Origin of the sequence: Engelhardtia mirabilis, assembly GCF_007748095.1 — a bacterium.
GTDB lineage: Bacteria > Planctomycetota > UBA1135 > UBA1135.
Window position 1 is genome coordinate 6,428,498 of record NZ_CP036287.1, and the last position, 24,507, is coordinate 6,453,004.

Annotated in this window: 17 protein-coding genes; 11 read left to right on the top strand and 6 right to left on the bottom strand. The window is 72.0% G+C overall.

Annotation, left to right across the window (positions count from 1 at the left end):
* Positions 1-141: 141 nt before the first annotated feature.
* The gene (locus Pla133_RS23680) at positions 142-1,065 is read left to right on the top strand and encodes an NHL repeat-containing protein (protein WP_145069954.1); all 924 of its coding nucleotides are present in this window, start codon (positions 142-144) and stop codon (positions 1,063-1,065) included.
* A gap of 49 nt (positions 1,066-1,114) precedes the next feature.
* Here Pla133_RS23680 and Pla133_RS23685 read toward each other — a convergent pair whose 3' ends face one another.
* Together Pla133_RS23685 and Pla133_RS23690 are read right to left on the bottom strand one after the other, a co-directional pair.
* Complete coding sequence (locus Pla133_RS23685; protein ID WP_145069956.1) at positions 1,115-1,810, bottom strand: hypothetical protein; 696 nt, start codon at positions 1,808-1,810, stop codon at positions 1,115-1,117.
* Between the two features lie 146 nt (positions 1,811-1,956).
* Positions 1,957-2,526, bottom strand: a complete 570-nt coding sequence (locus Pla133_RS23690) for a helix-turn-helix domain-containing protein (RefSeq protein WP_145069958.1) — start codon at positions 2,524-2,526, stop codon at positions 1,957-1,959.
* 105 nt (positions 2,527-2,631) lie between these two features.
* Between Pla133_RS23690 and Pla133_RS23695 the strand changes: the two genes are divergently transcribed.
* The 5 genes from Pla133_RS23695 (at position 2,632) to Pla133_RS23715 (ending at position 9,021) form a co-directional block, all read left to right on the top strand.
* A complete protein-coding gene (locus tag Pla133_RS23695) occupies positions 2,632-3,741 on the top strand; it encodes a S1 family peptidase (RefSeq protein WP_145069961.1) in 1,110 nt (369 codons plus the stop codon).
* Between the two features lie 91 nt (positions 3,742-3,832).
* Positions 3,833-4,045 (top strand): hypothetical protein, encoded by a 213-nt coding sequence (locus Pla133_RS23700; protein WP_145069963.1) that lies wholly within the window; start codon positions 3,833-3,835, stop codon positions 4,043-4,045.
* A 35-nt stretch (positions 4,046-4,080) separates the two neighbouring features.
* Complete coding sequence (locus tag Pla133_RS23705; RefSeq protein WP_145069965.1) at positions 4,081-4,764, top strand: NHL repeat-containing protein; 684 nt, start codon at positions 4,081-4,083, stop codon at positions 4,762-4,764.
* A gap of 310 nt (positions 4,765-5,074) precedes the next feature.
* Positions 5,075-5,464, top strand: coding sequence for a WD40 repeat domain-containing protein (locus Pla133_RS23710; RefSeq protein WP_419191899.1), 390 nt, complete (start codon positions 5,075-5,077; stop codon positions 5,462-5,464).
* Positions 5,465-5,637: 173 nt separating this feature from the next.
* A complete protein-coding gene (locus tag Pla133_RS23715) occupies positions 5,638-9,021 on the top strand; it encodes a choice-of-anchor J domain-containing protein (protein ID WP_145069969.1) in 3,384 nt (1,127 codons plus the stop codon).
* 78 nt (positions 9,022-9,099) lie between these two features.
* On the opposite strand, the gene Pla133_RS23720 is transcribed toward Pla133_RS23715, so the two are convergent.
* Together Pla133_RS23720 and Pla133_RS23725 are read right to left on the bottom strand one after the other, a co-directional pair.
* Positions 9,100-10,641: a zinc-dependent metalloprotease family protein gene (locus Pla133_RS23720; protein ID WP_145069971.1), complete on the bottom strand. Its 1,542-nt coding sequence runs from the start codon at positions 10,639-10,641 to the stop codon at positions 9,100-9,102.
* 11 nt (positions 10,642-10,652) lie between these two features.
* Positions 10,653-11,270, bottom strand: coding sequence for a gp53 minor capsid family protein (locus Pla133_RS23725; RefSeq protein WP_145069973.1), 618 nt, complete (start codon positions 11,268-11,270; stop codon positions 10,653-10,655).
* On the opposite strand from Pla133_RS23725, the gene Pla133_RS23730 reads away from it, so the two are divergent.
* Complete coding sequence (locus Pla133_RS23730; RefSeq protein ID WP_145069975.1) at positions 11,260-14,724, top strand: WD40 repeat domain-containing serine/threonine protein kinase; 3,465 nt, start codon at positions 11,260-11,262, stop codon at positions 14,722-14,724. The genes Pla133_RS23725 and Pla133_RS23730 overlap by 11 nt on opposite strands.
* Here Pla133_RS23730 and Pla133_RS23735 read toward each other — a convergent pair.
* Together Pla133_RS23735 and Pla133_RS23740 are read right to left on the bottom strand one after the other, a co-directional pair.
* Positions 14,697-16,142, bottom strand: coding sequence for a tetratricopeptide repeat protein (locus tag Pla133_RS23735; protein ID WP_145069977.1), 1,446 nt, complete (start codon positions 16,140-16,142; stop codon positions 14,697-14,699). The two genes, Pla133_RS23730 and Pla133_RS23735, sit on opposite strands and share 28 nt — an antisense overlap.
* An 89-nt stretch (positions 16,143-16,231) precedes the next feature.
* On the bottom strand, positions 16,232-16,609 hold the full coding sequence (locus tag Pla133_RS23740; RefSeq protein ID WP_419191900.1) for an ECF-type sigma factor: 378 nt from the start codon (positions 16,607-16,609) through the stop codon (positions 16,232-16,234).
* A 278-nt stretch (positions 16,610-16,887) separates the two neighbouring features.
* Between Pla133_RS23740 and Pla133_RS23745 the strand changes: the two genes are divergently transcribed.
* The 4 genes from Pla133_RS23745 (at position 16,888) to Pla133_RS23760 (ending at position 24,476) form a co-directional block, all read left to right on the top strand.
* Positions 16,888-18,426: a hypothetical protein gene (locus tag Pla133_RS23745; protein WP_145069979.1), complete on the top strand. Its 1,539-nt coding sequence runs from the start codon at positions 16,888-16,890 to the stop codon at positions 18,424-18,426.
* Between the two features lie 136 nt (positions 18,427-18,562).
* On the top strand, positions 18,563-19,192 hold the full coding sequence (locus tag Pla133_RS23750; protein ID WP_145069981.1) for a pyridoxamine 5'-phosphate oxidase family protein: 630 nt from the start codon (positions 18,563-18,565) through the stop codon (positions 19,190-19,192).
* Between the two features lie 201 nt (positions 19,193-19,393).
* Positions 19,394-21,829, top strand: coding sequence for a C25 family cysteine peptidase (locus Pla133_RS23755; RefSeq protein WP_145069983.1), 2,436 nt, complete (start codon positions 19,394-19,396; stop codon positions 21,827-21,829).
* A gap of 34 nt (positions 21,830-21,863) precedes the next feature.
* Positions 21,864-24,476, top strand: coding sequence for a bifunctional serine/threonine-protein kinase/formylglycine-generating enzyme family protein (locus Pla133_RS23760; protein WP_419191901.1), 2,613 nt, complete (start codon positions 21,864-21,866; stop codon positions 24,474-24,476).
* The last annotated feature ends 31 nt before the right edge of the window (positions 24,477-24,507 follow it).

Sequence of the window (24,507 nt, forward strand, 5' to 3'; positions counted from 1 at the left end):
GTGGAGCGGCCCCGAATCGCGCCAACTGGTGAAACCCTCACCCTCCCGGCTGGCACCGGTGCTGGTGGGCGCGCCCGCGCCCGCTCTCCATTGCACCCCGCAACCGGGACCACGTCCCTCTGCCTCCAAGTCGCATTCCCCATGCTCGACCGACTCCCGCTCTCCATCGCGCCGACCTTGGTGGTCCTGGGCCTCGCTTCTGCCGCCACGGCCCAGGTCAGCCCCTATCCGGCCGGGGCCTACGTGCTCAGCGCGCCTTCCTCGGGCAGCGCCGGCGACGACGCGATCTTCAGGCTCGCCCCAGACGGGTCGATCAGCACCCTGGTGGCGCCCAACGAGCGCCTGAACGGCTTGCGTGAGCTCGTCTTCGACCAGGGAGCGATGAATCTCTACGCCCTGCAGTCGAACGCCTGGACGCGCACTCACCGGGTCCTGCACGTAGCGCCTGACGGGACCCTGACGCCCGTCGCCGGAGGCTATGGCTACGTGCTGGCGACGATGGCCATCACACCCGACGGGCGCCTGAACGTCCTGCAGACCGGCACCAACACGTCGACGCTGATCCGCATCGATCCCGCCAACAACTTCGCCGACCAGCAGGTCACACTCGGCCCCCCCATGTCGATCCGCGACGTCGACGCCGGACCGGACGGCAGCCTCTACTTCACGGGTGGACCCCTGAACGACATCGGGGTCTGGCGCATCGGCCCGGACGACTCCCTCTCCAAGCTCCCGGCCTTCTCGAAGGGCACGACCTTCTCGCCCCTCTCCAGCCCGGGCGGGATCCACTTCGACCAAGCCAGCGGCAAGCTGTGGGTCACCCAGGCCGCTCCCGGAGCAGAGGGGTCGATCTACACCCTCGACCTGGCCAGCGGCGACGTCGAGCTCTGGTGCAAGATCGCCGGCTATCCACAACCCGGCATGCGCGGGGTCACCTTCGACCCCGTAGCGCAGCTGCCGCTCGTCGGACTCATGTCCTACACAACCGTGGGCTACTTCGATCAAGGCGGGACATCCCAGGCCTCGGTCCGACTCCCCTGGCCTTCGGACGTCGACCTGCGTTGAGCACTGACAAGACGGCACCGACGAAGTGTGCGACTCCGTACTGTTGGTGCTACGCCCTATCGCAGTGGCGCAGGATCTCGGTCAGGAAGTCCTGGTCGGCGCCGCGACGGGCGAGGATCTCGACGATCGGTTCCAGACCTTCCAATCCTCCGACCTCGGGTCGACGACGGTCGATCGCGATTGCACGCCACCAGCCGCTCCAACCCTGCACGAAGAAGGGTGAAGAGCAGGCGGTGAAGCCGAAGTGCCGGAAGCGCTCGACCGCCCAACCGCGGCATTGGGAGTAGACGACCTCGACGCCGAGCTCCTCGACGATCCGCGCCAGGATCGCCCACATGGTGCCGTGCACCACGGCCCGATCAGTTCCGCGCGGGCCGGTGTAGCCGCCCACGTCGATGGTCTCGGCCGGACGCGGTAGGCCAACCACGTCTTCGTAGAGCGACGAGAAGCCGTCGATCCGGTAGTGGAGCCGCAGGCGCAGGAACCCGACCGGCCCATCGATTCCAGGCTGCCGGGCGACGATGAACTCCACGTTGTCCCCGCCGTAGTGGTCGAGGTAGGGGTCAGGATCGAGCAGACCCCAGTTGCCGTCGCTGCGCTGCAGCTCGATGTCGAGCGCCTGCAGTTGCTCGCGCTCACCGGGCGTAGCGATCCGGGCGCAGACGCCGCTCGGCGAGGTCAGGACGAGGTCACGGAAAGGCGAGAGAACATCGCGACGGCGAGCGTCACAGGCGGGTGGCTGCATGGGGATACCGAGGGCGAGGTCGGTGTTGCGCGGACCGTCGGCGGTTCCACTCCCATGGGGCCCGCGGGGACGACGGCCCACGTTCGAGCGGCGACGCCCAGAGCAACCGAACGCAGCAATGCGGTGCCGCACTGCTGGTATCGACGTCAGCCGCTGGCGACCGGGTGCACGGCGACGGTGACCTGCACGAAGTCCTGGCGCCGGGGGTCGTCGCGCTCGATCAGGAAGGCCTCGAGGTCGGCGATGCGGCGTTGGAGTTCGTCGCGATCCGCTGTGGAGAGACGAGCTTGGTGTTGGTGGAGCGAGAGGTTGCGGCCGCGGCCGCGGCGGACGGTGCCCGGTTGCTCCAATGCTCCGAGGTAGCCGCGCTCGAGGGCGCGGAAGCGCGTGCGCAGGGTGCGGCGGAACTCTTCGGTGGCCTCGGCGTCCCCGGGGTCGGCCTCGAGCACGACCTCGCTGCCGGTGAGCTCGTACACGACCTCGTCACGCCCGCCGGTCGAGCGGCGCTCGCACGCGCGCAGCGCCCCGGCCCCGACCAGCCTGCGGACGTGGTAGTAGAGCGAGCCGGCGGGGACCGCGGTGTGCTCGGCCAGCTCGGCCACACTGGCCCGACGCAGGCGCTCCATCACGGAGATCACCTGGTGGGCGACCGGGCTGCGCGCGGCACGGAGTTGATCGACACCGCTCAGGCGAACGGGCTCGGGGGTCTTGGCCATGGCCTTACTGTAACGCTGGCGCTTTCTACAGAAAGAGACAACAGGCGGGATCGAGCCCCGTAGGGTCCCCTCTCGGAAGCGTTCCCCCCTTCCCATGGACCTGCGATGACCCTCACGACGCTCCTGCTCCTCCCGCACCTCTGGACCGCCCCCGCGCCCTGGCCCGTCTTCTTCCGCCACGATCGCGACCCGAGCGCGGCCCTCGAGCTCGGCCGCCGCTTCGACGCCACCGTGCGCTGTGGACCGGGGGACTCGGGGACCTTGGTCGCCGAGCGCTGGGTCCTGACCGCCGCCCATGTCGCGCACGGGCTCTCCCCCTTCACTCCCCTCGTGACGGTGGGCGGGGTCGACTACCCGGTCGTGCGCCGCGTCTTCCACCCGGACTCCGTCGATGAAGAGCACCCCGCCCGGGCGATCGACCTGGCCCTGCTTCAACTCGGCCGGCCGGTCGAGGACCTGCGCCCGGCGCCCCTCTACCGCGCCACGGACGAGGTCGGCCAAGCGGTCTTCGTAGTCGGCTTCGGCGACTTCGGTGCGGCGAACGGCGAGATCCGGCCCTTCGACGGCCAGCGCCGCGCGGTCACCAACCGGGTCGAGCGCATCGAGCTGGGCCATCTGCTGATCGACTTCGACGCGCCCGGCGATGGCGCCACCGAGCTCGAGGGCATCGGCGCGCCCGGGGACAGTGGCGGGTCGCTGTACGTCGAGACGGAGGCCGGCCCGGCCCTCGCCGGAGTCAGCTTCGCGGGCCTGGACGACCCGCCCAACGGCTACGGGGGTCGCGACCTCTACGTGCGGGTCTCGAGTGTCGCCAAGTGGGTCGACGCGACGATCGCGGCGAACCTCGAAGCGCCGCTGCCCCGGCCCGATTGGATCGACGTCAGCCACGGCTTCCCCTCGGACGGCGCCGGTGAGCTGCTCTCCGAGTTCTTCGCCGCGGTCGACCAGGGCGGCGCGCAGGCCGCGCGCTTCGCCGAGCAGCGGCGCTCCGCGGGCGCTCGCCGCGGGGCCCCCAACGCCGAGTTCGTCGAACGGCTGACTCAGCTGCGCGGCGAGCTGGGTCCCCTGCGCCCCGACCTGCTGGCCCCCCTCGAGGGCGGCGAGTACGCCGTGCGCGTCGCGGCCGGGGAGGAGTGGCACGCCTTCTACTTCCTGCTCTCCGAGGGCCCCCGATTGGAGGACTTCGACTTCCGGCCGGAACCCACGCCGAACTGAACTCGGGAGGAGGACCGCGCCCATGGCGCGTCCCCCTTGCCGCGCTTGCCTCACCTTCCCCAGCCACCCCGACCCTCGAGGCTCCGGTTCCATGCGCGAACACATTCCCGGTCTCCCGCGCCCCCTTGCCCCGGCTCTGATGGCCCTGTGCCTCGCCTCCGCGGCGGCTGCCCAGGTCAGCCCGTACCCTTCCGAGGGCTACGTGCTCAGCTCGCCGTCGTCGGCCAGCGCGGGCAACGACGCCATCTACGGCGTGGCCGACGACGGATCGCTCACCACCTTGGTCGCGCCCAACGAGCGCTGAACGGCCTGCGCGAGCTCGCCTTCGACAGAGGTTCGATGAACCTCTACGCCCTGCGGTCGAACCACTGGACGCGCACCCACCGGGCCCTGCTCGCAACGCCCGACGGGGCATCGACGACGGTCGCCGGTGGCTACGACACCACCCTGATGGGCATGGCGATCACCCCAGATGGCCCGATCAACGTCCTGCAGTTGACCGACGACGCGACCAAGCTGATCCGCATCGACCCGGCCGCCGGCTTTGCCAACCAGCAGGTGACGCTTGGCCCCGCCATGGCCGTCCGCGACATGGACGCGGGTCCCGACGGCAGCCTGCACTTCACCGGCGGTCCCCTGGACGACCTGGGCGTCTGGCTCATCGCCCCGGACGGCGCCCTCGCCAAGCTCCCCGCGCTCATCCCGGGCCTGCCCTTCTCGCCCACCTCGAATCCCTCCGCGATCCACTGCGACCAGGCCAGCGGCACCCTCTGGGTGGCCCAGAACTCTCCGTCGGTTGAGGCGCGGGTCTACACCATCGACTTGGCCAGCGGGGATGCGGCCCTGTGGTGCCAGATCGCCGGTTGCCCGCAACCCAGCGTGCGCGGGATCAGCTACGACCCCGTCTCACGACTGCCGATCGTGGGGCTCGACGCCTACGCCACCGTCGGGTACCTCGACCAGAGCGGAGTGGCGCAGGCGTCCATCCGGATCGCCCGGCCAGCCGACGTCGACCTGCGCTGAGCCTCGGCTCGGGCGACGATCCACGTTCGCGCGGCGCTGCCCTGGGCACCGAACGCGGTTCGCGGCAGCGCGGCGGGAGGCGGCGCGGCACGCAATTCGGAGGTGACCGGCCGCGCGGACTCGGCATGGAAGTTGACCCGCACGGACGGCAACACCGCGGAGGCCATCGCGCGCGTCGAGGCCGTCAGGACCTGCCGGGCCCGTGTCGCGCTCACGGACGACATCGATCGACCGGCCGCGGCTGCACACCCGCCCGGCCGCCTCTACCTCGCGCGCAAGCTCACTCGACGCCACAAGGGACTCGTGGTCGGTGGGGCCACGGCCTTCGTGGCGATCACCCTCGGCCTGGTCGCCCGACGGGCGCCTCTTCGCGGTCGGTGGCGATGATGGCCGCATCCGGCCCTTCGACGGCGAGCTCCTGATCGAGCTGTACGCCTTTCCCGCCCACGACGACCACGTCTTCTCGCTGGCCTGGACGCCGGACGGCACGCGCCTGGTCTCGACGTCGGGGGACGAGACCGTCAGGGTCTGGGACCCGCGCTCCTCCGAGGAACGCGAGGCCGATCACGCCGTGTACCGCCGTCGCCACGAAGCGCTGCGCGGTCAGACGCGCGCGGCGCTCGCCGAGCGCTTCGGCGAGGCCGAGTCGACGGCCGAGCGGGGCGCCATCGTGCGCGCGGCCTTGGACGCCGGGCCGTAGCCCGCCGGAACGGAGCTGCAAGGTCTGCGACTCCGCATTGCGGCTCTCGATCCCGGACTGGATCCAGGTTCTGGACGCCAGCGGGGCCAGCGGGGGCCACGGCGCTGCCAAGGGCAGGTGGAACGCGAGTTGCCGGCGCATCGGAGCGACCCGTCGTCCCCAACCCACTTACCATGAAGATCCCTGCCCTCCCCGTCGCCGTCCTCCTCTCGCTGGCCCCCGCCGCCTTCGGTCAGGCGGACTTCCACGAGCCCTTCGAGCACTCCGGGCCCAACTTCGGCGCGCCGGGACCGCCGGACCTGATCGCCAAGGGCTGGACCTTCCGCAACCAGAGCGAGCCCGTGGTGGGCAACGCCTGGTTCAACGGGCCGGTCCTGGAGAGCTTCGTCTGGACCTTCGATCCCCAGGCGGGCGACCACTACCTGGCGGCCAACGGCAAGGCGACCGACACCTTCAACGGCGGCCCCATCAGCACCTGGGCGATCCTCCCGCAGGTGCCCGGCCAGACCGCCGGTGATGCGATCACCCTGTGGGCCCGCGAGAACCCGGCCCCGCAGAACGACACGCGCATCGAGGTCCGCTACTCGCCCACCGGCGGGATCGGCACCGGGACCTCCGCCACCGACGTGGGCGACTTCACGACGCTCCTCGCGGCGATCGACCCGATCCCCACCCAGGCCTGGAGCGCCTTCGAGGCCGAGGTGCCCGGCCCCGGCCGGCTGGCCCTGCGCTTCCACGTGCCGGCCGAGTGCGGCTGGTCCGTGTCGAGCTGCAGCGCCGTCTCCTTCGTCGCCGTCGACGAGTTGCACGTGGGGCCCGCCACGGCTCCTCCGTGCAACGCCCCGCCGACCCCCGTCGTCGGCCAGACCACGGTCTGGCCCGCCTCGGGGTCGCCCTACGAGCTCTGCACCGAGATCGTGATCCCCGCCGGAGCGACCGTCGCGGTCGAGCCCGGGGTCCACATCGAGCTCGGCGACCACAGCCTGATCGTCGAGGGGCGCCTGGAGGGCTTCGCCGCCGGTGCCGCGCCGATCTCGCTCCACTCCGACAAGCTCGCGCCCTACGCCATGACCATCGCGGGCGAGGTCGAGCTCGAGGGCGCGGTGCTCGACCTGCCGATCGCCATGAGCGAGGTGGGCTCCAGGCTCGTCCTGCGCCACTCGACCCTCGACACGCGAGACGCCGGGCAACTGAGCCAGGACGACGACGGCCCGACCGCCTACGACCACGTCCTGCCGGTAGTGCTGCTCCAGGACGTCCTGGTCCTCGACGACGGGGTCGGCACTGCGATGTACCTACCCCAGGCGCAGACCTTCCTCCAGGACGTGACCTGCGACCGCGGCCTGATCTGGTGCGGCGGCTACGTGTACGCCGACGGGGTCACCGTCCACGACTCGCCCACCGACGGCCTGCGCCTGGCGTCGCCCGACGGCGTCTACGTGGACGGCCTGACCGTGCTCGACGCAGCCGGGGCCGGGGTGGTCCTGACCGGCTACGCCTGCGGGTTGGGGCCGGACGTGACGATCCTGGGCTGCGACTACCCCATCGCCGCCGCGGGCCTGCACTTCGACGCGAACGTGCCGCAGGCCGGCAACGACGTGAACGCGGTCTACGCGCTCGGCGGCGGCTACTGGCCGAATCTCGGGCTCCCGTGGCACGCCACGGTCTCGATGGGCGGCATGGTCATCGAGCCGGGTACGACGGTGCTCTCCGGGCCGGGCACGAAGCTCAGCCCTGGCCGCGCGCAGGGCACGCCGACCCAGCCGATCACCTTCGGCGCCCTCGACCCCACCAGCACCTGGGGCGGCCTCTACGTCTCGGCGCGGGTCCTCGCGAACCTCGTCGTCGAGGACGCGGACTTCGGCATCCAGACCGTGCAGTCGAACCTGTGGGTCTGGAACACCATCGTGCGCGGCTGCGAGATCGGCATGATCGCGACCTCCGGCGGGGTCCTCGTCGCGCGCTCCACGACGGTCGAGGGCAACCAGATCGGCGTCAAGACGACCAACGCCGGCGGCGCCAACTTCTCGAGCCCCGACAGCCCCAACGTCGTGGCCGGCAACGTCGTCGGGATGGTCGCGGAGGACCCCTCTTCGGACGTGATGGAGTGGATCTGGTGGGGTGACGCCAGCGGTCCGCAGCAGCCCGACAACCCCGGCGGTGCGGGCGACAGCGTGGAGGGGTCGGGGGCGGACGACGTCGACGTGCTCCCGTTCCTCACGGCTCCGCCCGCCGCGCCCGACCTGCCGCCGGTGATCCGTCTGGTCGGCCACCAGGGCAAGGCCCAGATCAACGGCCTGACCCTCGACCCGGGCGACCACGTCTTCATCGAATGGGAGTCCTTCGACGACCACCAGGTGGCCGAGCACCGCATCTACTACTCCCCGATCAGCCAGCACCCCAGCACCTGGTCCCTGATCGACGTGCTGCCCGGCGACCAGACGACCTACGACTACGTCGCGCCCGACGTGGGGCTGTTCAACTCCTCGCCCTACTTCATCGTCGAGGCCGTCGACGACGCAGGTCAGCGGACGATGGACTCGGTCGGCCTGGTGATCCTCGACAACGCCGACGAGCCCACCGAGGGCGTCGTCTCGCCCGACCACGCCGGCGAGTCCTTCGCCCCGGGCGTGCGCATCGACGCGCCCGGCTGGGCCTACACCACGCCGGGGATCATCGAGGGCGACCCGGAGCTGTGGGTGATCATGGACGCGACCGAGACCTGGATCCCCCTGGGCTCGACCGAGCTGTGGTGCGACCTGCCGATCACGAGCACCGACCGCGCCCGCTTCGGGATCGTCAAGAAGAGCACCACCAACCGGCAGAAGTGGATGTTCGGCGACTACTTCTCGGTGCGCCCCGACGCCCTGATCGCGGACGCGCCGCCGACGGTGACGCTCACCTCCCCGGCCAGCGGCCAGGCCTGGGTGGGCGGCTCCGACGTGACGATCACCTGGCTCGCCTCCGACGACGAGGGCCTGCGGGCCTTCAACCTCCAGGCGTCCACCGACGGGGGCAAGCGCTGGCGCACCTTCGCCCGCGACCTGCCGCCGACCCAGACCAGCTACACCTGGACCCTGCCGCCGACCCAGGGTCTGGACGACGTGCGGCTGCGGGTGGTCGCCTTCGACCTCCGGAACCAGAACAGCTCGTCGGACCTGGTGCCGGGCATCGACGTGCTGCCGGGCCAGGGCCCGGTCTGCCAGGCCGACCTGGGCTTCGGCGGCCCGGGGAGCCTCGCGGCGACCCTGTGCGGCAGCCCCCTGGACGGGGTCGGTACCGCTGAGCTGGAGCTCGTGGGCGCCGCGCCCGGCGCGCCGCTGGCCGTCGGGGTCTCGTTCCTGTTCCAGCCGGCGCCGCTGTTGGGCGGCACGATCGTCCTCGGTCCCGACGCCCTGCTGCTGCCCTTCCAGGCGGACGCCACGGGCGAGCTGCACCTGCCCCTGGTGCTCGGCGGAGTGCCGGCCACCCTCTACCTCCAGGCCGTCGCCGCAGACGCCACCCTCCCCGGGGGCTTCGCGATCTCGAACGCGCTGCAGGTCGAGCTGGTGCCGTAGGACCGGCAAGACGCCAACAGGGCGGAGTCGCACACCTCGCTGTTGCCGAACAACCAGGTGTGCAACTCCGGATCGCCGCTACTGGATCGTCGCCACGCCACCCGTCGTCGTGATCGTCATCGGCTGGTCGAGGACCAGGACCGACTCGCCGAAGACGTTCGGATAGAGCGCGAGCGTCCAGCCGGCCGCCACGTGGGGCAGCGCCGCGGAGACGGACGCGAAGGGGAGCGGCTCGGTCCCGTCCGGGTAGGGGACGGGGTCGACGGACTTCGCGTAGACGGTTCCGCTGGCGGGGTCGAAGCAGGACGCTGCCGTCGCCGCGTTGATCACGGGGACCGTCGACTGGCTCCAGCTGATCCCGATCAGGGCGCAACCGATCGTATCGATCGACGGACACATGATCTGGCACGAGTCACCCGAGCAGGTCTCGAACAGGCCACTCCCCAGGTGGTTCGCGCCCAGGTTGTGACCGAGCTCGTGGGCGGTCAGCCAGCCTCGGAACTTCATGTTCGAGCTGAAGGTCGTCTGGGACAGCCCCGGAGCCAGGGTGTTGATGACGTCGGGGCAGCTCTCACTGTTGTTCGTACCACAGGTCACTCCGACGGTCGCAATACCGATCGTCGAGCCGTCAATGTCACGTCCCGTGAAGAGGTGCCCGAACTCGGCGTCGAAGCCGTAGTTGGCGCTGTTCTTCCAGTCGGTCCGGAACTCGCACAACAGGCTCGCTGCATCCGTGGACGGGTAGAGGTTGCCCGGAGAGACCTCGAGGATCGCCCCGGCGAAGTTGAACTTGAACGGGTTGACGCCGTTGTCGTCGTACTCCGAGGTCACCTGGTCGAGCAGGGCCTCGATGTCGTTGACCGCCGCGCTGGTCGAGTTGCCGGCCCACTGGAAGTACTGGTTGTCGACATAGCACGCCACGCCGGCGGCGCGGTACGACACCGTCTTGGCCACGAGCGGCCCGTCGTCTTCGCGGTCCGGACGCGCAGCACCACGGCCGTGGACGTGCCCGGGCGAGCCGTGGGCCGGTGACCCGTGCCCACCCTGCCGCTCGGGTGCCCACGGAGCCGACGACGCGTCGTCGACGCCGCAACGTCCAGGGCTGGCCATGATGTTGAGGTAGGAGTAGACGGCGTGCGAGCGGGGCCCGGCCCCCTGCACGAAGTCGTCGAGGGGCTGCACGTACCAGGCACTCGTCTCCGTCTCGAGCGTGGCCGACAGGCGGCCCAGCTCGTCGAGCGTGGCGCGCACCTCGGAGCCGGGCCGACCGACGATCTCGCCGTGGTACAGGCGCGACGGCGGCGGGACGACCTCGCGCACGACTCCGTCGGCGCCGCGCTCGAGGAGCTTGAAATCGGGGGTGCGGATCGAGTGGGGCACCAGGTCGACCTCGACCCACGCACCGTCGAAGGGCAGGACGGTCCGGAAGGGCTCGGGCCTCGCGAACTGGGGCAGCGTCAGCTCGAGCTGCAGCTCGGGGCGCCAAGGCGACCCGTCGCCGCGCACGAGCGGCCCGTGCTTGCCGTGCCAAGGCAGGCGGTCGGCGCCGTCCTGGGCGAGGCCCGCGGCGGCGAGGCCGCCCAAGGCGAGGAGGGTGGTCAGAGCAGTTCGAAGGGTCATGGAACCGATCCTCACTGCAGGTTGACCAGGACGAGCACCAGCCCCGCGTCGGCGTCGAGCGCGGACATGGCCTTGCCGATCACGGCGCCGTTCGCGCGCGCGTCGTCGGTGGCCCTCATGGCGTGGCCGGCGAGGGCGGCGGTGGTGAGCAGGTCGCCAGGCGCGATCGCGCCGTTCTCGGTCGAGGCCTTGACCCATACGCGGCCGCTCATGGCCACGGGGAACTCGCCGTCGAGCACGCCGTCCTGGCCCAGGTGCAGGCCCGGGTTGACGCCGTTCGCGCCGGAGACGATGCCGGCGACCTTGCGGTCGTAGGCCTCGCTGCTGGCGATCAGCTCGCCGGCGTTGATCGCGTCGATCACCACCACGGTTCCGGGCTCGAGGGCCTCGGTGGAGTCGAAGCCCTCGACGATGTCCGCGCCGCCGAGGATTCGAAGCACCCTGACCTCAAACGTCCCGTCGGTGAGCAGCGAAGCATCGGCGCCCCCGTCGTTGGTGTAGAAGCGCAGCGGGCTGTTCGTCCTGGTCCCGAAGAAACACCCATTGCCCGAGATGGCCGGTTCGACCGGAAACGCGGTCGAGACCGATCGCGTGAGGTTCCCGCTGACGCCCTGAGCCTTGGACAGCACCCGCTACGAGCGTCTGGCCGAGGTCTTCGCCCGCGCCCTCCCCCTCGCCGGAGACGAGCGCGCGCGCCTGCTCGACGCGGCCTGCGCCGACGACGCCGAGCTGCGGCGGGAGGTCGAGGAGCTGCTCGCTTCCCACGACAGTCCGCGCAACCCCGTCGATGGCGGCGGGCTGCGCGACCACCTCGCGCCCCTGCTCGACGGCGACGAGGACGAACCGGCCCTGCCCGACGCCATCGGCCCGTACCGGATCCTGCGCCGGATCGGCGCCGGCGGCATGGGCGTGGTCTACGAGGCCGAGCAGGCCCGCCCCCGCCGCCGCGTCGCGCTCAAGGTCCTGCACCCCGCCCACGCCCACGGCGCGCGCCTGCGGCGCTTCCGGCGCGAGGCCGAGCTGCTCGCGCGGCTGCACCACCCGGGCATCGCGCAGGTCTACGCCGCCGAGACCGTCGACCAGGGCCACGGTGAGCAGCCGTGGTTCGCCATGGAGCTGGTCGAGGGCCTGCCGCTGGTCGACTACGCCGAGCGCGCCGGCCTCGACCGCCGCGCGCGGCTCGAGCTGGTGGCCGAGGTCTGCGACGCGGTCCAGCACGCCCACGACCGCGGGATCGTCCACCGCGACCTGAAGCCCGACAACGTGCTGGTGGACGCGGCGGGCCGGCCCAAGGTGCTCGACTTCGGCATCGCCCGGGCGAGCGAGACGGACGCCCTGCTGTCGACGATCCACACCGGCCAGGGCGAGCTGCTCGGCACGGTGACCCACATGGCACCCGAGCAGCTCGGCGGCGACCCGACCGCCGTCGGACCGGCGGCCGACGTGTGGGCCCTGGGGGTGATCCTCTACGAGCTGCTCTCCGGCCGCCTGCCCCACGACCTGGCCGGCCTGTCCCTGACCGCCGCCATCCGGGTCCTCGGCGAGCGCGAGCCCCGGCGCCTGGCCGCGCTCGACGGCGGCCTGCGCGGCGACCTCGACACCATCGTCGCCAAGGCGATGGCGATCGAGCCCGAGCGGCGCTACGTCACGCCGGCCGCCCTCGCCGCCGACCTGCGCCGCCACCTGGCCCACGAGCCGATCCAGGCCCGTCCGGCGAGCGCCGCCTACCGCCTGCGCCGCTTCGCCCGACGCCGGCCCGCGGTGGTCGCGTCGCTGGTCGTCGGCCTGGTCGCCGTGGCCGCCGTCCTGCGCTTCGCCGTGCTCGAGGGCCGCGCGCGCGCCGAGGCCGAGCGCGAGCGGGAGCTCGCCCAGCGCAGCGACGTCGAGAGCCTCTCGGCCCTCCTCCAGTCCCTGCAGGTGATCGTCGGCGCCGACCCCTGGCGGGCGCGCGAGATCCTCGAGTCGATCGACGAGGTCGATCGCGGGTGGGCCTGGGCCTGGCTGCGACGCCAGGCACCGTTGACGTTCGCGGTCGACGACGTCGCGGCCGACGGCATCAGCTTCGGCGACTACTTCCTGGCCGACGCGCGCCACCTCGTGGTCCCGATCTACCACCCGAACGAGATCTCGCTCCATCGGGTCGACCTGGCGCGGCCGCGGACGCCGCGCGAAGTCGGCCGCTATCCCGGCCAGGCCGTGGGCGCCCTCGATGGCGCCCGGATCCTGGTCTGGGGGGAGACGCCGGGGACCGACCACTGGAGCGAGTCCAAGCTCGTCGACCACACGACCGGAGCAGTCGTCGAGACGATCGTGCTCGACGCCCCCCCGTGGGTCCCCTCCGTGCCCAGCTCGACCGCCGATCGGGTCCAGGGCGACCGGGTCAGCAGCATCCGGTCCCGGTCGCCGACCACCGGCGAATGGCTCGTCTTCACCCAAGAACGCAGAGGCCCGGCGAGCATCGCCCCCGGCGGTCGGTTCCTGGCCTGGGGGGTGGGTGCGCTGCTGCAGTGCTTCGATCTGGAGGACGGGACCCTCGCCTGGGAGCGGCCACACGACCGCACCGTGCAGGCGGTACTCGTATCCCCCGACGACTCGCGGGTCGCCAGCTTCGACGGAGTGGAGCTGCGGATCTTCGACGTCGGGACGGGCGAGGAGCTGGGGCGATTCGGCGAGCTCGGGCTCGACGCCGCCGGGCAGGCCTTCGACACCCTGTCGACCCTCGCCTGGTCGGCCGACGGGTCGTCGCTCGCGCTCCAGGGGGCGCGGGGCGGCGTCCTGCTCCTCGACCCGACCGACGGGCGGATCCGCTTCGACTTCGGCGAGCGGCGGTTGAAGGTGAACGACGCGGGCAAGCTCGCCCTCGGCCCCGAGGGTCGCATGGCTGTCCTGGCCGCCCTCGACTCGGACGCGCCGTGGGTGGTCGACACGCAGGGTGACGAGGAGCGGCGCTTCACCGCGTTCGAGGAGCTCGGCAGCTACGTCTACTGGCTCGCGGTGTCGCCGGACGGCGGGCTGGTGGCGGCCGCGGCGCCATTCGGTCGGACGATCGGGCTCTACGACGGGTGGACCGGCGAGCTGCTCACCCGCCTCCCGCTCGAGGCCCCGCGAGACCACGACGCGATCCTGGGCTTCTTCGACTTCTCCGCCGACGGCCGGTACCTGGTGTTCACCGACGGCGGCGGTGGGGCGCCGGTGAGCGCGCGGCGGCTCGACCTGGTGAGCGGTGCGGTCGAGCGTGGGCCCGAGCGCGCCGCGGGCGAGCTGGCCAACGTCCCCTCGGCGCTGACGGCCGACATGGCCGAGCTGACGGGACGGCGCGCGCCGACCCTCAACGGACGCACGGTCTTCCACCCCGACGGGAAGCGCCTGTACGTCGCCAAGCCGATCTCGTCCTTCGCCGGCGTGGCACGCCCCCTGGCGCTGGAGTGGGAAGTGGAGGGTCTCGAGCCGGCCCTGGTGTGCGGCCTCGACGTCTCCCCCGACGGCGAGCTGCTCGCGGCCGGCTTCGTCGCGGGCCAACCCGCGAGCCTGGTCGTCGTGCGTAGCGACGACGGCTCACCCGTGGCCGAGCGGCCGCCGATCCCGGCCGGCGAGGTCCTGGCGGTGGAGTGGTCCCCCGACGGGCGGGCCCTGGCCCTGGGCATGCGCAGCGGCGAGGTGCGGATCCTCGAGACGGAGTTCTTCACGACCCAGGTCACCCTCCCGGCCCACGACGACTACGTCCTCGACCTGGTCTGGTCCGACGACGGCGAGCTGCTCTACTCGGGGTCCGGCGACGGCACGGTGCGCCTGTGGGACACCGTGCACCCCATCGCGCGGCGCTTCCGGGTCGAGGACCGCGCGGCCGCTGCGACCGAGGCGGCCACGCGCCTGGCCGAGCTCACCACGGACCTCGGCGACCCGGCGACTGCCGCCGAGACCCTCTGGTACGCCGCCGGCGACGACGCCGAGGCCCGCGTCGCCGCCCGACGCGCGTGCATCGAGGCCCGCGCTCCCGCTCGGGACCGACGCCCCGAGTTCCCGGCGCCTCCCCGTCGATCCGCATCGAGCGCGGCTCAGCGTCCCTCGAGCCGCGATCGATAGCCGGCAGCAGCGCCCGAGTCCCCCACCGAGTCGTGGTAGTCGGCGAGAACCTCGAGGGCCTCGGGGTACCGCAGGCTCCGCTGTCGCTCGAGCACGCCCAGTGTGCCCGTCAAGAGCTCCAAGCCACCCTCCACGTCTCCCGATCGAAGGCGTGCCTCACCGATCATGCTGTCGACAGAGGCAGTCTGCAGACCCAGCGCGAGTCGCAGGTCGCGGGCGCGCTCGAGGCTGGTGAGCGCCTCGTCGAAGCCTCCACCTCGGAGGTGGGCGAGCCCGAGACCGAGCTCGATGCGCGCGAGCATCGCCGCGTCGACCCCGTCACCCAAGCGAGCCCTCCAGTCCTGATCCAGGGTGAGCGCCTCCTCGAGCCGGCCCGCCCGGACCATCAGCGTCACCGCGGTGCCGACGGACTGGGCCGTGTACGGATCGGAGGGGCCGAGGGCCTCCGCGCGAAGGTCGAGGGCCCTCAGGGCCGCGGCGACCGAGTCGTCGGGGCGGTCCGAGCTGTCGTAGAGCCAGCCCAGCTCGGCCCATGCCGCGGCCTGGATCCGGAGGGCCTGCACCGACTCGTCGGACGGCGCCTCGACCACCTCGCGCAGGAGCTCGAGCGCCCGCCCGACCTGCCCGGCGTCGACGGCCATCCCGGCCAGGTTGACCCGACTCGTCAGGGTGTCGGGGTGGGTGGCCCCCTGGAATTCGATCGCGATCGCCAAGTCGGCCTCGTGCGCGGACAGGGCCCCGTCGAGCTGACCGAGTTGCATGTGGGCCACGCCGATGGTGTTGTGGATGGCGGCCAGCGACGGCCACAGCTCGGCGCGGCGCTCGCTGCTCTCGAGCTCGTCGCGCAGGGCCGTCAAGAGTTCCATCCCATCGGCGGTGTCGCCCGTGCGGAGGCGCTCCCAACCGAGCAGCCGGCGGGCGACCAACGACGACGGGTCCAGGGGCCCGAGGGCCGCGATCGTCGGGTCCGTCCAGCGCTCCAGGATCGACCGCGCGCGGCCCGCCTCACCCTTCTGGCTGAGGGTCTGCGCCAGCCCCACCTGACCGCGTAGCCAGCGGTGATCGTCCCAGGCGACGACCCCGCGCGCCGTCTCGAGGTACGACTCCCACAACCGGAGGGCCTCGTCCTGCGCTCCCGAGGCGGTCGCGGCCTGCGCCGCGGCCAGCATCGCGAAGAGGCTCGCATCCGGGTCCGCACCACTCGCGGTGGAAGCGGGCGGCGCCGGTGCGACCGACGTCAGACCCATCTCCGCGACGGCCGTCGCCTGGTCGAGGAAGCCCGCCAGTCGATAGCTCTGCCCGAGGTTGGAGAGCAGGAGCACGCGCGTCTTCGGGGACAAGGAGTCCGCTCGCGCCAGGAGGTCGCGGGCGGGTTCGAGCTGGGTCAGGCGCGTGAACTCGCGGCCTAGGTCGGCCACATCGATCGATCGCAGCTCGAGGTCGAGAGCAGCCGCGCGCCGTGCGCGCTCATCGGCCGAGAGGCCCTCCCGAGCGAGGGCGGCGTCGGTCAGCTCGCGGTCGGCGCGCCGTCCACATGGATCAGCCCGTCCAGCTCCTCGCGCCGGCGGTCGCCGCCGCGCTTGACGGCGCCACGCGCCCGCTGGCGATCGACCAGGACGTTCCGCATCGCGCGGGCGGCGGCCCCGAAGAAGTGGCCGCGGCCGTCCCAGCCGGGGTCGCCGTTCTCGACCAGGCGCATCCAGGCCTCGTGGACCAGCTCGGTGGCCTGGACCGTGTTGCCCGGGGGCGTGCGGGCCACGCGCGCGGCGGCGAGCTGGCGCAGCTGTTCGTAGAGCGCCGGCAGCAGCTCCTCGGCGGAGCGTGGGTCACCGCGGGTGCTCCGGTCGACAAGCTCGCGGATGCTGTCCTCGAGGTCGTTCGCCACGCAATCGGATCATGCGGGGGGCGCTCCAGACTGCCAACCGGGCCTCTGGGCGGGCCTTGCGAGGCCGGCGCCGAGCCCGCTGGGAGTCGGTCGCTGCTACCCTCCCGGCCGTCGGACGCCCGCCCCGTCGCCACCGCTCGCACGAATTCTCGCGGGATTCATGAGGTGGCGACCGGAGCCCTGCCGGATGGGTCGCCGACGGGAGACGCGACGCGTCAAGGGGCCAGGCCCCCTCACTCCCGCGATCCACCTCAACCAGGTCCCTGAGAGAGAGCGCCATGACTTGCCAGACCTCCCTCGCCGCCGCCCTGTTGGCCGCCGCCCCCCTCAGCCCCCCGGCCGACGCTTCGAGCGCCGGCGGCGAGTCGCTGCCCGTCGTGGAGTTCGTCTACGACTTCGACAACTCGGCCCGCGGCGACGTGGAGGGCGAGTGGGCGGTCTTCGCTGAGTACGGATTCGTGCAGTTCACCCGCTTCCTGCCGCTCGTCGGTTGGCAGGCCGTGCCCGAGCTCACCCTCGACCGGTACGTCCTGGGTGAGGACCTCATCCACCGCTTCCTCGACGCGGAACTCGACGGCGATCGCCTCGCGGTATCCCTCAGCATCGTCAACGGCGGCGCCAACGGCGTGATCGTCTTCGAGTGGGACGGGACCACGTGGGGCCAGCTCGGATCGACGATCACCTCGCCCGCGCCGAAGAGCGAGGGGAGCTTTGGCGGCTACGACTTGGCGCTGGAGGGCGACGTGCTCGTCGTCTCGGACGCGAACCAAGCCGGCACGGGGGTGTGGAAGGGGGCCGTCCACGTCTATGAGTGGGACGGCTCGAGCTGGGTCCTCGGAACCTCGCTCGCGCCGCCGATCGACGGCTCCGGCTTCGGCTCGGAGCTCAGCATGGACGGAGGGCTCCTGGCCGTGACCCAACCCCATGCGTTCCCGCCTTCGGGCGACGTCGGGGCCGTGCACATCTACACGGGTGGCGGCGGGTCGTGGACCCATGCAGACACCCTCTTTCCCTTCCCTCAGAGCGGCAACGGGGAGTTCGCCTCCGACGTGGCCGTGGACAACGGACGCGTCGCGGTCGGGGCTCACTACTACGAGGCGGACGGCGCCTCCACGGAGAAGCGAGGAGCGGTCTACTCCTTCGTTCAGCAGGACGGTGCATGGGTCGTCGAGGCCCTCTTGCAGGTGCCCGAGCCCGAGTTTTCCTACTTCTTCGGACTCAGCGTCGACATGGCCGCCGGCCGCCTGCTCGTCGGAGCGAGCCCCCATCCGCGCAGCTACGAGCTCGCGGGAGGGGCGTGGACCGACCAGGGCTTCGTCGACGAGCTCTCCTACCCCTTCGGCTACCTCAAGCTGTCCTCCGATGGCGTCCGCAGCGTCCACTACCAAGGCGGACCGTCGAAGCCCGAGAGCATTGCTCGCTTCGAGTCCCTGCCCCCTCTGACCTGCCAGACCGACCTCGGCTCGCAGGGGCCGGGCTCGGCGCAGCTGCAGGTCTGCGGAGAGGGCCTCGCGACGGCCCTCGACCTCAACACCCTGCTGCTCGAGACCGACGTGAAGGTCAAGCCGACCTTCCTGGCGCTCTCGCTGCCCGGCAACCCGGACCTGAGCCTGCTCGGCGGCACCTTCGTCTCGGGCACCGGCCTGCTCCCGAGCGGGCTGTTCGCCTTCAGCACCGACGGCGACGGCGACCTCGCCCTGACCGTCCTCGGTCAGCCCACGGCCATCGACCTGGTGGTGCAATGCGCCACCCTCGACGTCAGCCAGCCCCTTGGCTGGACGGTCAGCAACGCCGTGCTGTTGCAGTACGGCCAGTAGTAGCAGAGTCGCCGGGCGCCGCTTGCTCAGCCACGCGGCGCCCGCCAGGACGCGACGAGGGAACTGAGGACGGCTCGGAGTCACTCGCTCCGTCGATCGGCGACATCGATGCGCGCGACCGCGTATCGTCCACGCCATGACCGACCACGACTCCATCCGCGAGGTCCGCGACGCCGACGAGCTGCGGGAGGTCCTGGGCCCCGTCGCGCCCGCGGCGCGCGACAAGGTGCGTGATCGCTTGCACGAGCTGGACCGCCAGTGGCTGGCGCGCTCGCCGTTCTGCCTGGTGGCCACGTCGAGCGCCGACGGCAGGTGCGACGTCTCACCCAAGGGTGACCCGCCGGGCTTCGTGTTGGTCCTCGACGAGACCACCGTCGTCCTGCCGGAACGACCCGGCAACCGTCGCGCCGACGGCTTCCGGAACGTCCTGGAGAATCCGCACGTCGGGCTGATCTTCTTCATCCCCGGACGGGGCGACACCCTGAGGATCAACGGGCGCGCGCGGCTCTTGCGGGAGGCGCTCTACTTCGACCGGATGCGCGTCCAGGGACACCGCCCCCAGCTCGCGCTGGAGGTGGTGGTCGAGGAGGTCTTCCACCACTGCTCGAAGGCCTTCCTGCGCTCGGACCTCTGGGACCCCGGGACCTGGGCGCCGGAGCTCGTGCCCAGCCGCGCCACCATCGCCGGGGCGCTCGAGCGTCGCCACGAGTCGCCGGAGGAGCTCGCCAGGTACTACGGCCCGGGCTACGGCAAGGACCTGTACTGAGGGTCGGAGGCGTCCTCCGCGGAGCCACGAACCCCGGCGGGGACCCCGCATCGCGCGGGTCGCCCCCCCGGCAGCCGTCCCGCGGTTGCGCCCTGGCCCATCCCTGGGAGAATCGGATTTCCTGTCGGCTCCCGCTGCGTCTTCCGGCGTGGGGGTCTGGAGGCCCGCCCTGTCCCGCGGGCCCGATCCGAGAGCCCTGCCATGAACACCCGAGCCTTCCTGACCTTCTCCGCGCCCCTGGCCCTCGCCGGGGCGGCCGCCGCCCAACAGACCTGGGTCCCGCTCGTCGCGGGCGTCCCGGCGGGCAAGCCCGCCGAGCTGCGCTTCGTGCCCGGGGCCAGCAACACCTTCTCGACGACCCTCGAGCTCGAGATCTTCGGCTACTGGTCCGAGCCCGTGGTCGGCCCCGACAACGTGGCCTACCGCCGCCTGACCTTCCCCGGCATGGGCGAGCTGGGCCAGACCGGCGCCCCGGAGCTGCCGGCCATGCGCACGCGACTGGCGGTGGCCACCGACGTGATGGACACGACCCTGCTCGGGGTCTCCGTCGCCCCCGGTGACCAGCAGAGCTTCTCCATGACCCTCTACCCGGAGCCGATCCCGGCCCTGGATGGCGGTGACCCGGGTCCCGGCGATCCCAACGGGAGCCCCGAGGTGTTCCAGAAGGACGCGGCGATCTACGCCACCAACGCCAGCTTCCCGACCCTCGACGGCACCCCCATCGCGCCGGTCCGCAAGACCTTCGGCGCGATCCCGACCTCGCTCGTCGAGCTCTTCCCGGTCGACTACAACCCGGTCGCGAAGAAGCTCGTCGTCAACCGCCTGACGACCTACTCCTTCCGGCACGAGGGCACGCCCGTCGTCGCGCCGCCTTTGACCCTGGACAAGCTCGCCCTGGCCGAGGCCTCTTGCCCCAACTGGCCCACCGCCGCGCCGTGGATCCAGGGCAACAGCACCAGCTACGACGGTCGCTACCTGATCGTCACGCCCGAGGCCTACCTGGACGCCCTCGAGACCTTCATCCAGTACCGCAAGAGCACCGGCTACGCGGTCACGGTGATCACCCTCGAGTCCCTGCCCTTCGTCACCTGCGGCGAGATCCGCGGGGCGATCGACACCTGGTACCAGGCCGGCGCGGCGAACTTCGACCACTACTGCCTGCTGGTCGGCGACGTGGACGTGATCCCCTTCTGTCCCTCGGCCACCCCCGGCCTGATCGACGGCGACGACCGCTACGGCTCGCCCGGCGGCATCGGCGACCTGGACGAAGAGGTCTTCGTGGGTCGCCTGTCGGTGGACAACGCGGCCGGCGTCACGCACCAGACGACCAAGATCATCGACTACGAGACCGACGCGACCGCGACCCACGACTACGGCGACGTGGTGCTGGTGGCGCACAAGGAGGACGCCCCGGGCAAGTACGTGGGCGCCCAAGAGGAGGTCGCGAACGCGGCCTACGTGGTGCAGCCGAGCTTCGTCAAGCGCTACGGCAGCGTGTTCGGCGTCGACAACACCGACGTGCTGGCCGACATCGACATGAACGTGGGCCTGGTGGCCTACCGCGGCCACGGCTCCACCAACACCTGGTCCGGCTGGAACCTCACCGGCGAGAACTTTCACAAGGACTCGATCGGTCCGCTGACCAACAGCCAGCGTCCGGTGGTCTGGTCCTTCTCCTGCACCAACGCCAACCTGAACTGGAGCGACTGCATCGCCGAGACCTGGCTCGAGGCCAGCGACGGCGCGGTGGCCCACTACGGCTCGACCGTGGCCTCGGGCACGAGCAAGAACCACACCCTCGACAAGAAGATGTTCGAGGCGGTCTTCACCCACGGCCTGACGACCCACGGCCAGGCCATCGCCTGGGCCGAGGACCAGATGGAGCTCCTGCACCCGAACAGCACCTGGCAGAACGCCTGGATGTACCTGCTGCTCGGGGACCCGGCCATGAAGGTGCGCCGCAACAAGCCCAAGCAGCTCGACCTGGTGCTGCCGCCGGTGGTGCCGGTGTGCCCGATCGGGAGTCCGTGCTTCCTGACCGTGCAGGTCGTCGACGGCGGCGGCAACCCGCTGCCCGGCGTGCTGGTCACCGCCTACAAGGAATCCTTCCCCCCCGGCGGGCCCGACGAGATCTTCTTCACCGGCTACACCGGAACCGGCGGCACCACGGTCGTGCCCGGCCCGACCGAGCTGGGCTCGATCAACGTCACCGGTCGCGACGACGACGGCAACGTGGTCACCGAGGTCACCGCCGTGGAGAGCGGGGCCTTCACCAGCCTGGGCAACAGCCTGCCCGGGGGCTTCGGGGCGGCCGCGCTGACCTCGACCTCGACCCTCGACGCCGGCACGCCGGTCACCCTGTCCCTGAGCCACGCGGCGCCCAACTCCCCGGGCCTGATGGCCGTGGGCTTCGTCGACTCGGCCGTGCCGCTGTTCGGCGGCATCGTGCACCCGCTGCCCTCGGCCCTGGACGTGCCCGTGACGACGAACTTCCAGGGTGAGTGGACCTACGACATCCCGCTCTGGCCCGGCGGCCTGCCGCCCGGCCTGAAGCTCTACTGGCAGGTCGGCATGCTCGACTTCGGCGCGGTGCAGGACGTGGCCCTGTCGAACGCCCTGCGCTCGACGCAGCCCTGAACGTCGGCCATCCTTAGGCACTGCCATGCCGCGGATGGAGCAAGAAGCGGACTGGGACCGGGTCGAGGAGCTGTTCCACGCAGCCCTCGACCTGGCCCCGGCCGAGCGCGAGGCTTTCCTGGCGCGCGAGTGCGGCCAGGACGAGTCCTTGCGCGCCGAGCTCGACGACCTCCTGCGCGCCGACGACGAGGCCGAGACCTTCCTGGGCGAGGTCGACCGTGCGCGGGCGGCGGCGCCCCTCTTGGCCGAGGAGCTGCCGCGCCGCCTGGGCGCCTACCGCCTGCTCGAGGTGGTCGGCGAGGGCGGCATGGGCGTGGTCTACCGAGCCGAGCGGGCCGACGGCGCCTTCGAGCAGCGCGTGGCCGTGAAGATGCTGCGCCCGGGGCCGGCCACGTCGGGACTGCTCGCGCGCTTCGACGCCGAGCGCCGCACCCTGGCGCGGCTACAGCACCCGGACATCGCGCGCCTGTTCGACGCGGGCGAGGACGAGCGCGGCGCGCCCTGGCTGGCGATGGAGTTCGTCGCGGGCGAGCCGATCGACGCCTGGTGCGACCGCCGGCGCAGCAACCTGCGCGAGCGGGTCGAGCTCCTGGCGCGGGTCTGCGACGCGGTGGCCCACGCCCACGACCAACTCGTGGTGCACCGCGACCTGAAACCCCAGAACGTGCTCGTCGACGACGACGGGCGCCCGCGGCTGCTCGACTTCGGCATCGCCAAGGTGCTCGAGAACGAGGACGACCCAGGCGGCCTGACCGAGACCGGCGAGCGGGCCTTGACTCCGGCCTACGCGGCGCCGGAGCAGTTGCGCGGCGAGGCCGTGGGCGTGCGTACCGACGTCTTCGCCCTGGGGGTGCTGGCCTACGAGCTGCTCAGCGGCCAGCGGCCCCACGGCCGTCGCACCACCAGCCGCGGCGAGTTGGAACGCGAGATCCTCGAGCGGGCGGCCGAGGCGCCGAGCGCGGCGTTCGGGCGCAGCGACGAGGCCGGCGCCATCGCGGCAGCGCGCTCGAGCGATCCCCGCACCCTGCGCCGCCAGCTCGCCGGCGACCTCGACCGCATCTGCCTCACCGCCCTACGCAAGGAGCCCGAGCGGCGCTACGGCTCCGCGGCGGAGCTGGCCGACGAGCTGCGCCGCTGGCTCAGAGGTCTGCCCGTGCGCGCCCGCGGCGACGGGCTCGGCTACCGCGCCTCGAAGCTGGTGCGGCGCCGGCCGGTGGAGACGACCCTGGCGGTGCTCTTGGCCTTGGTGGGTGTCGGCGCCGCGACCACCTTCGTCAAGGCGAGCCTGCGCGATCGCGAGCAGCTGGGCGAGATCCAGCGCCTGGGCGACCTGGAGTACCTGGCCGAGCTGCGCGAGCGGGCGGACGAGCTCTGGCCCGTGGGGCCTGCGCTCGTGGGCCCCCTGGAGAGCTGGCTGTCAGAGGCCCGAGCCCTCTACTCGCGCCGGGACCTGCACGCGCGCACCCTCGAGCGTTGGCGCGCGAGCTCACCGGACGAGTTGGAGGCCGGCGGCGTCCTGGGCTGGAACTCCTGGCGTGCCGATCAACTCGAGGACCTGGTGCGCGAGCTCGACGAGTTGAACGCGCAGGGTCCCTTCGGTCGCAACATTGCCGCCATCTCGTCGCGCCTGGCGCGCTCGCGGACCCTGGTGGAGCGCTCGATCGCGGCCGAGCGCCCGGCCTGGGACGCGGCCCTCGCGCGCCTGGCCGCGGACCCGCGCTTCGCCGAGCTGACGCTCGAACCGATCGCGGGGCTGGTGCCCCTGGGCCCCGACCCCGACGGGGGCCTGGAGGCCTTCTGGCCTGTGGAGACGGGCGCGCGACCGGCGCGCGACGAATCCGGGCACCTGGTGCCGAGCGCCGAGGGCGGGCTGGTCCTGCTCCTGCTGCCTGGTGGCGAGGTCACGGTCGGGGCCCAGGCGGACGACCCGGACGCGCCGCGCTACGACCCCCAACTCCAGGTGGACGAGGGTCCTTTGCAACAGGTGCGGCTCGAGCCGTTCCTGCTCTCCAAGTTCGAGGTCACCCAGGGGCAGTGGCTGCGTTGGACCGGCACCAACCCCAGCGACTACCTCGAGGGCTCGATGGCCGGCGGTCGCGGCTTCGGGCCCACCAACCCGGTGGAGCGGGTGAGCTGGACCCAGGCCCGCGCGGCCCTCACGGGCCTGGCCCTGGACCTGCCCACCGAAGCCCAGTGGGACTACGCCAACCGCGCCGGTAGCGACACGGTCTGGGCCACCGGCGACGACGAGCACAGCCTGGGCGGCTTCGTCAACATCGCCGACCTGTACGCCAAGACCAACAGCGGCGAGGCCCGCTGGCCCTTCTCGGAGTGGCTCGACGACGGGCACTCGGTCCACGCCCCGGTGGGCAGCTACCGGCCCAACCCGTTCGGTCTGCACGACATGCTGGGCAACGTCTGGGAGTGGTGCCGCGACCGCTTCTTCCGCTACGACGAGGCCGCCGCGCGCCCCGGCGACGGGCTGCGCGGGGCGGACGTCGAGGTGCCGACGGACCACCCGATCGTCGCGCGGGGCGGGGGCTACGGGAACTCGCCCATGAACCTGCGTAGCGCGGAGCGGTACCCGACGAGTCCGACGCTCGAGAGCCGCAGCACGGGCATTCGCCCGGCGCGGGCCTGGCGCTAGTGAGCAGTAGGCGGCGGTTTCGTGCCTGGCA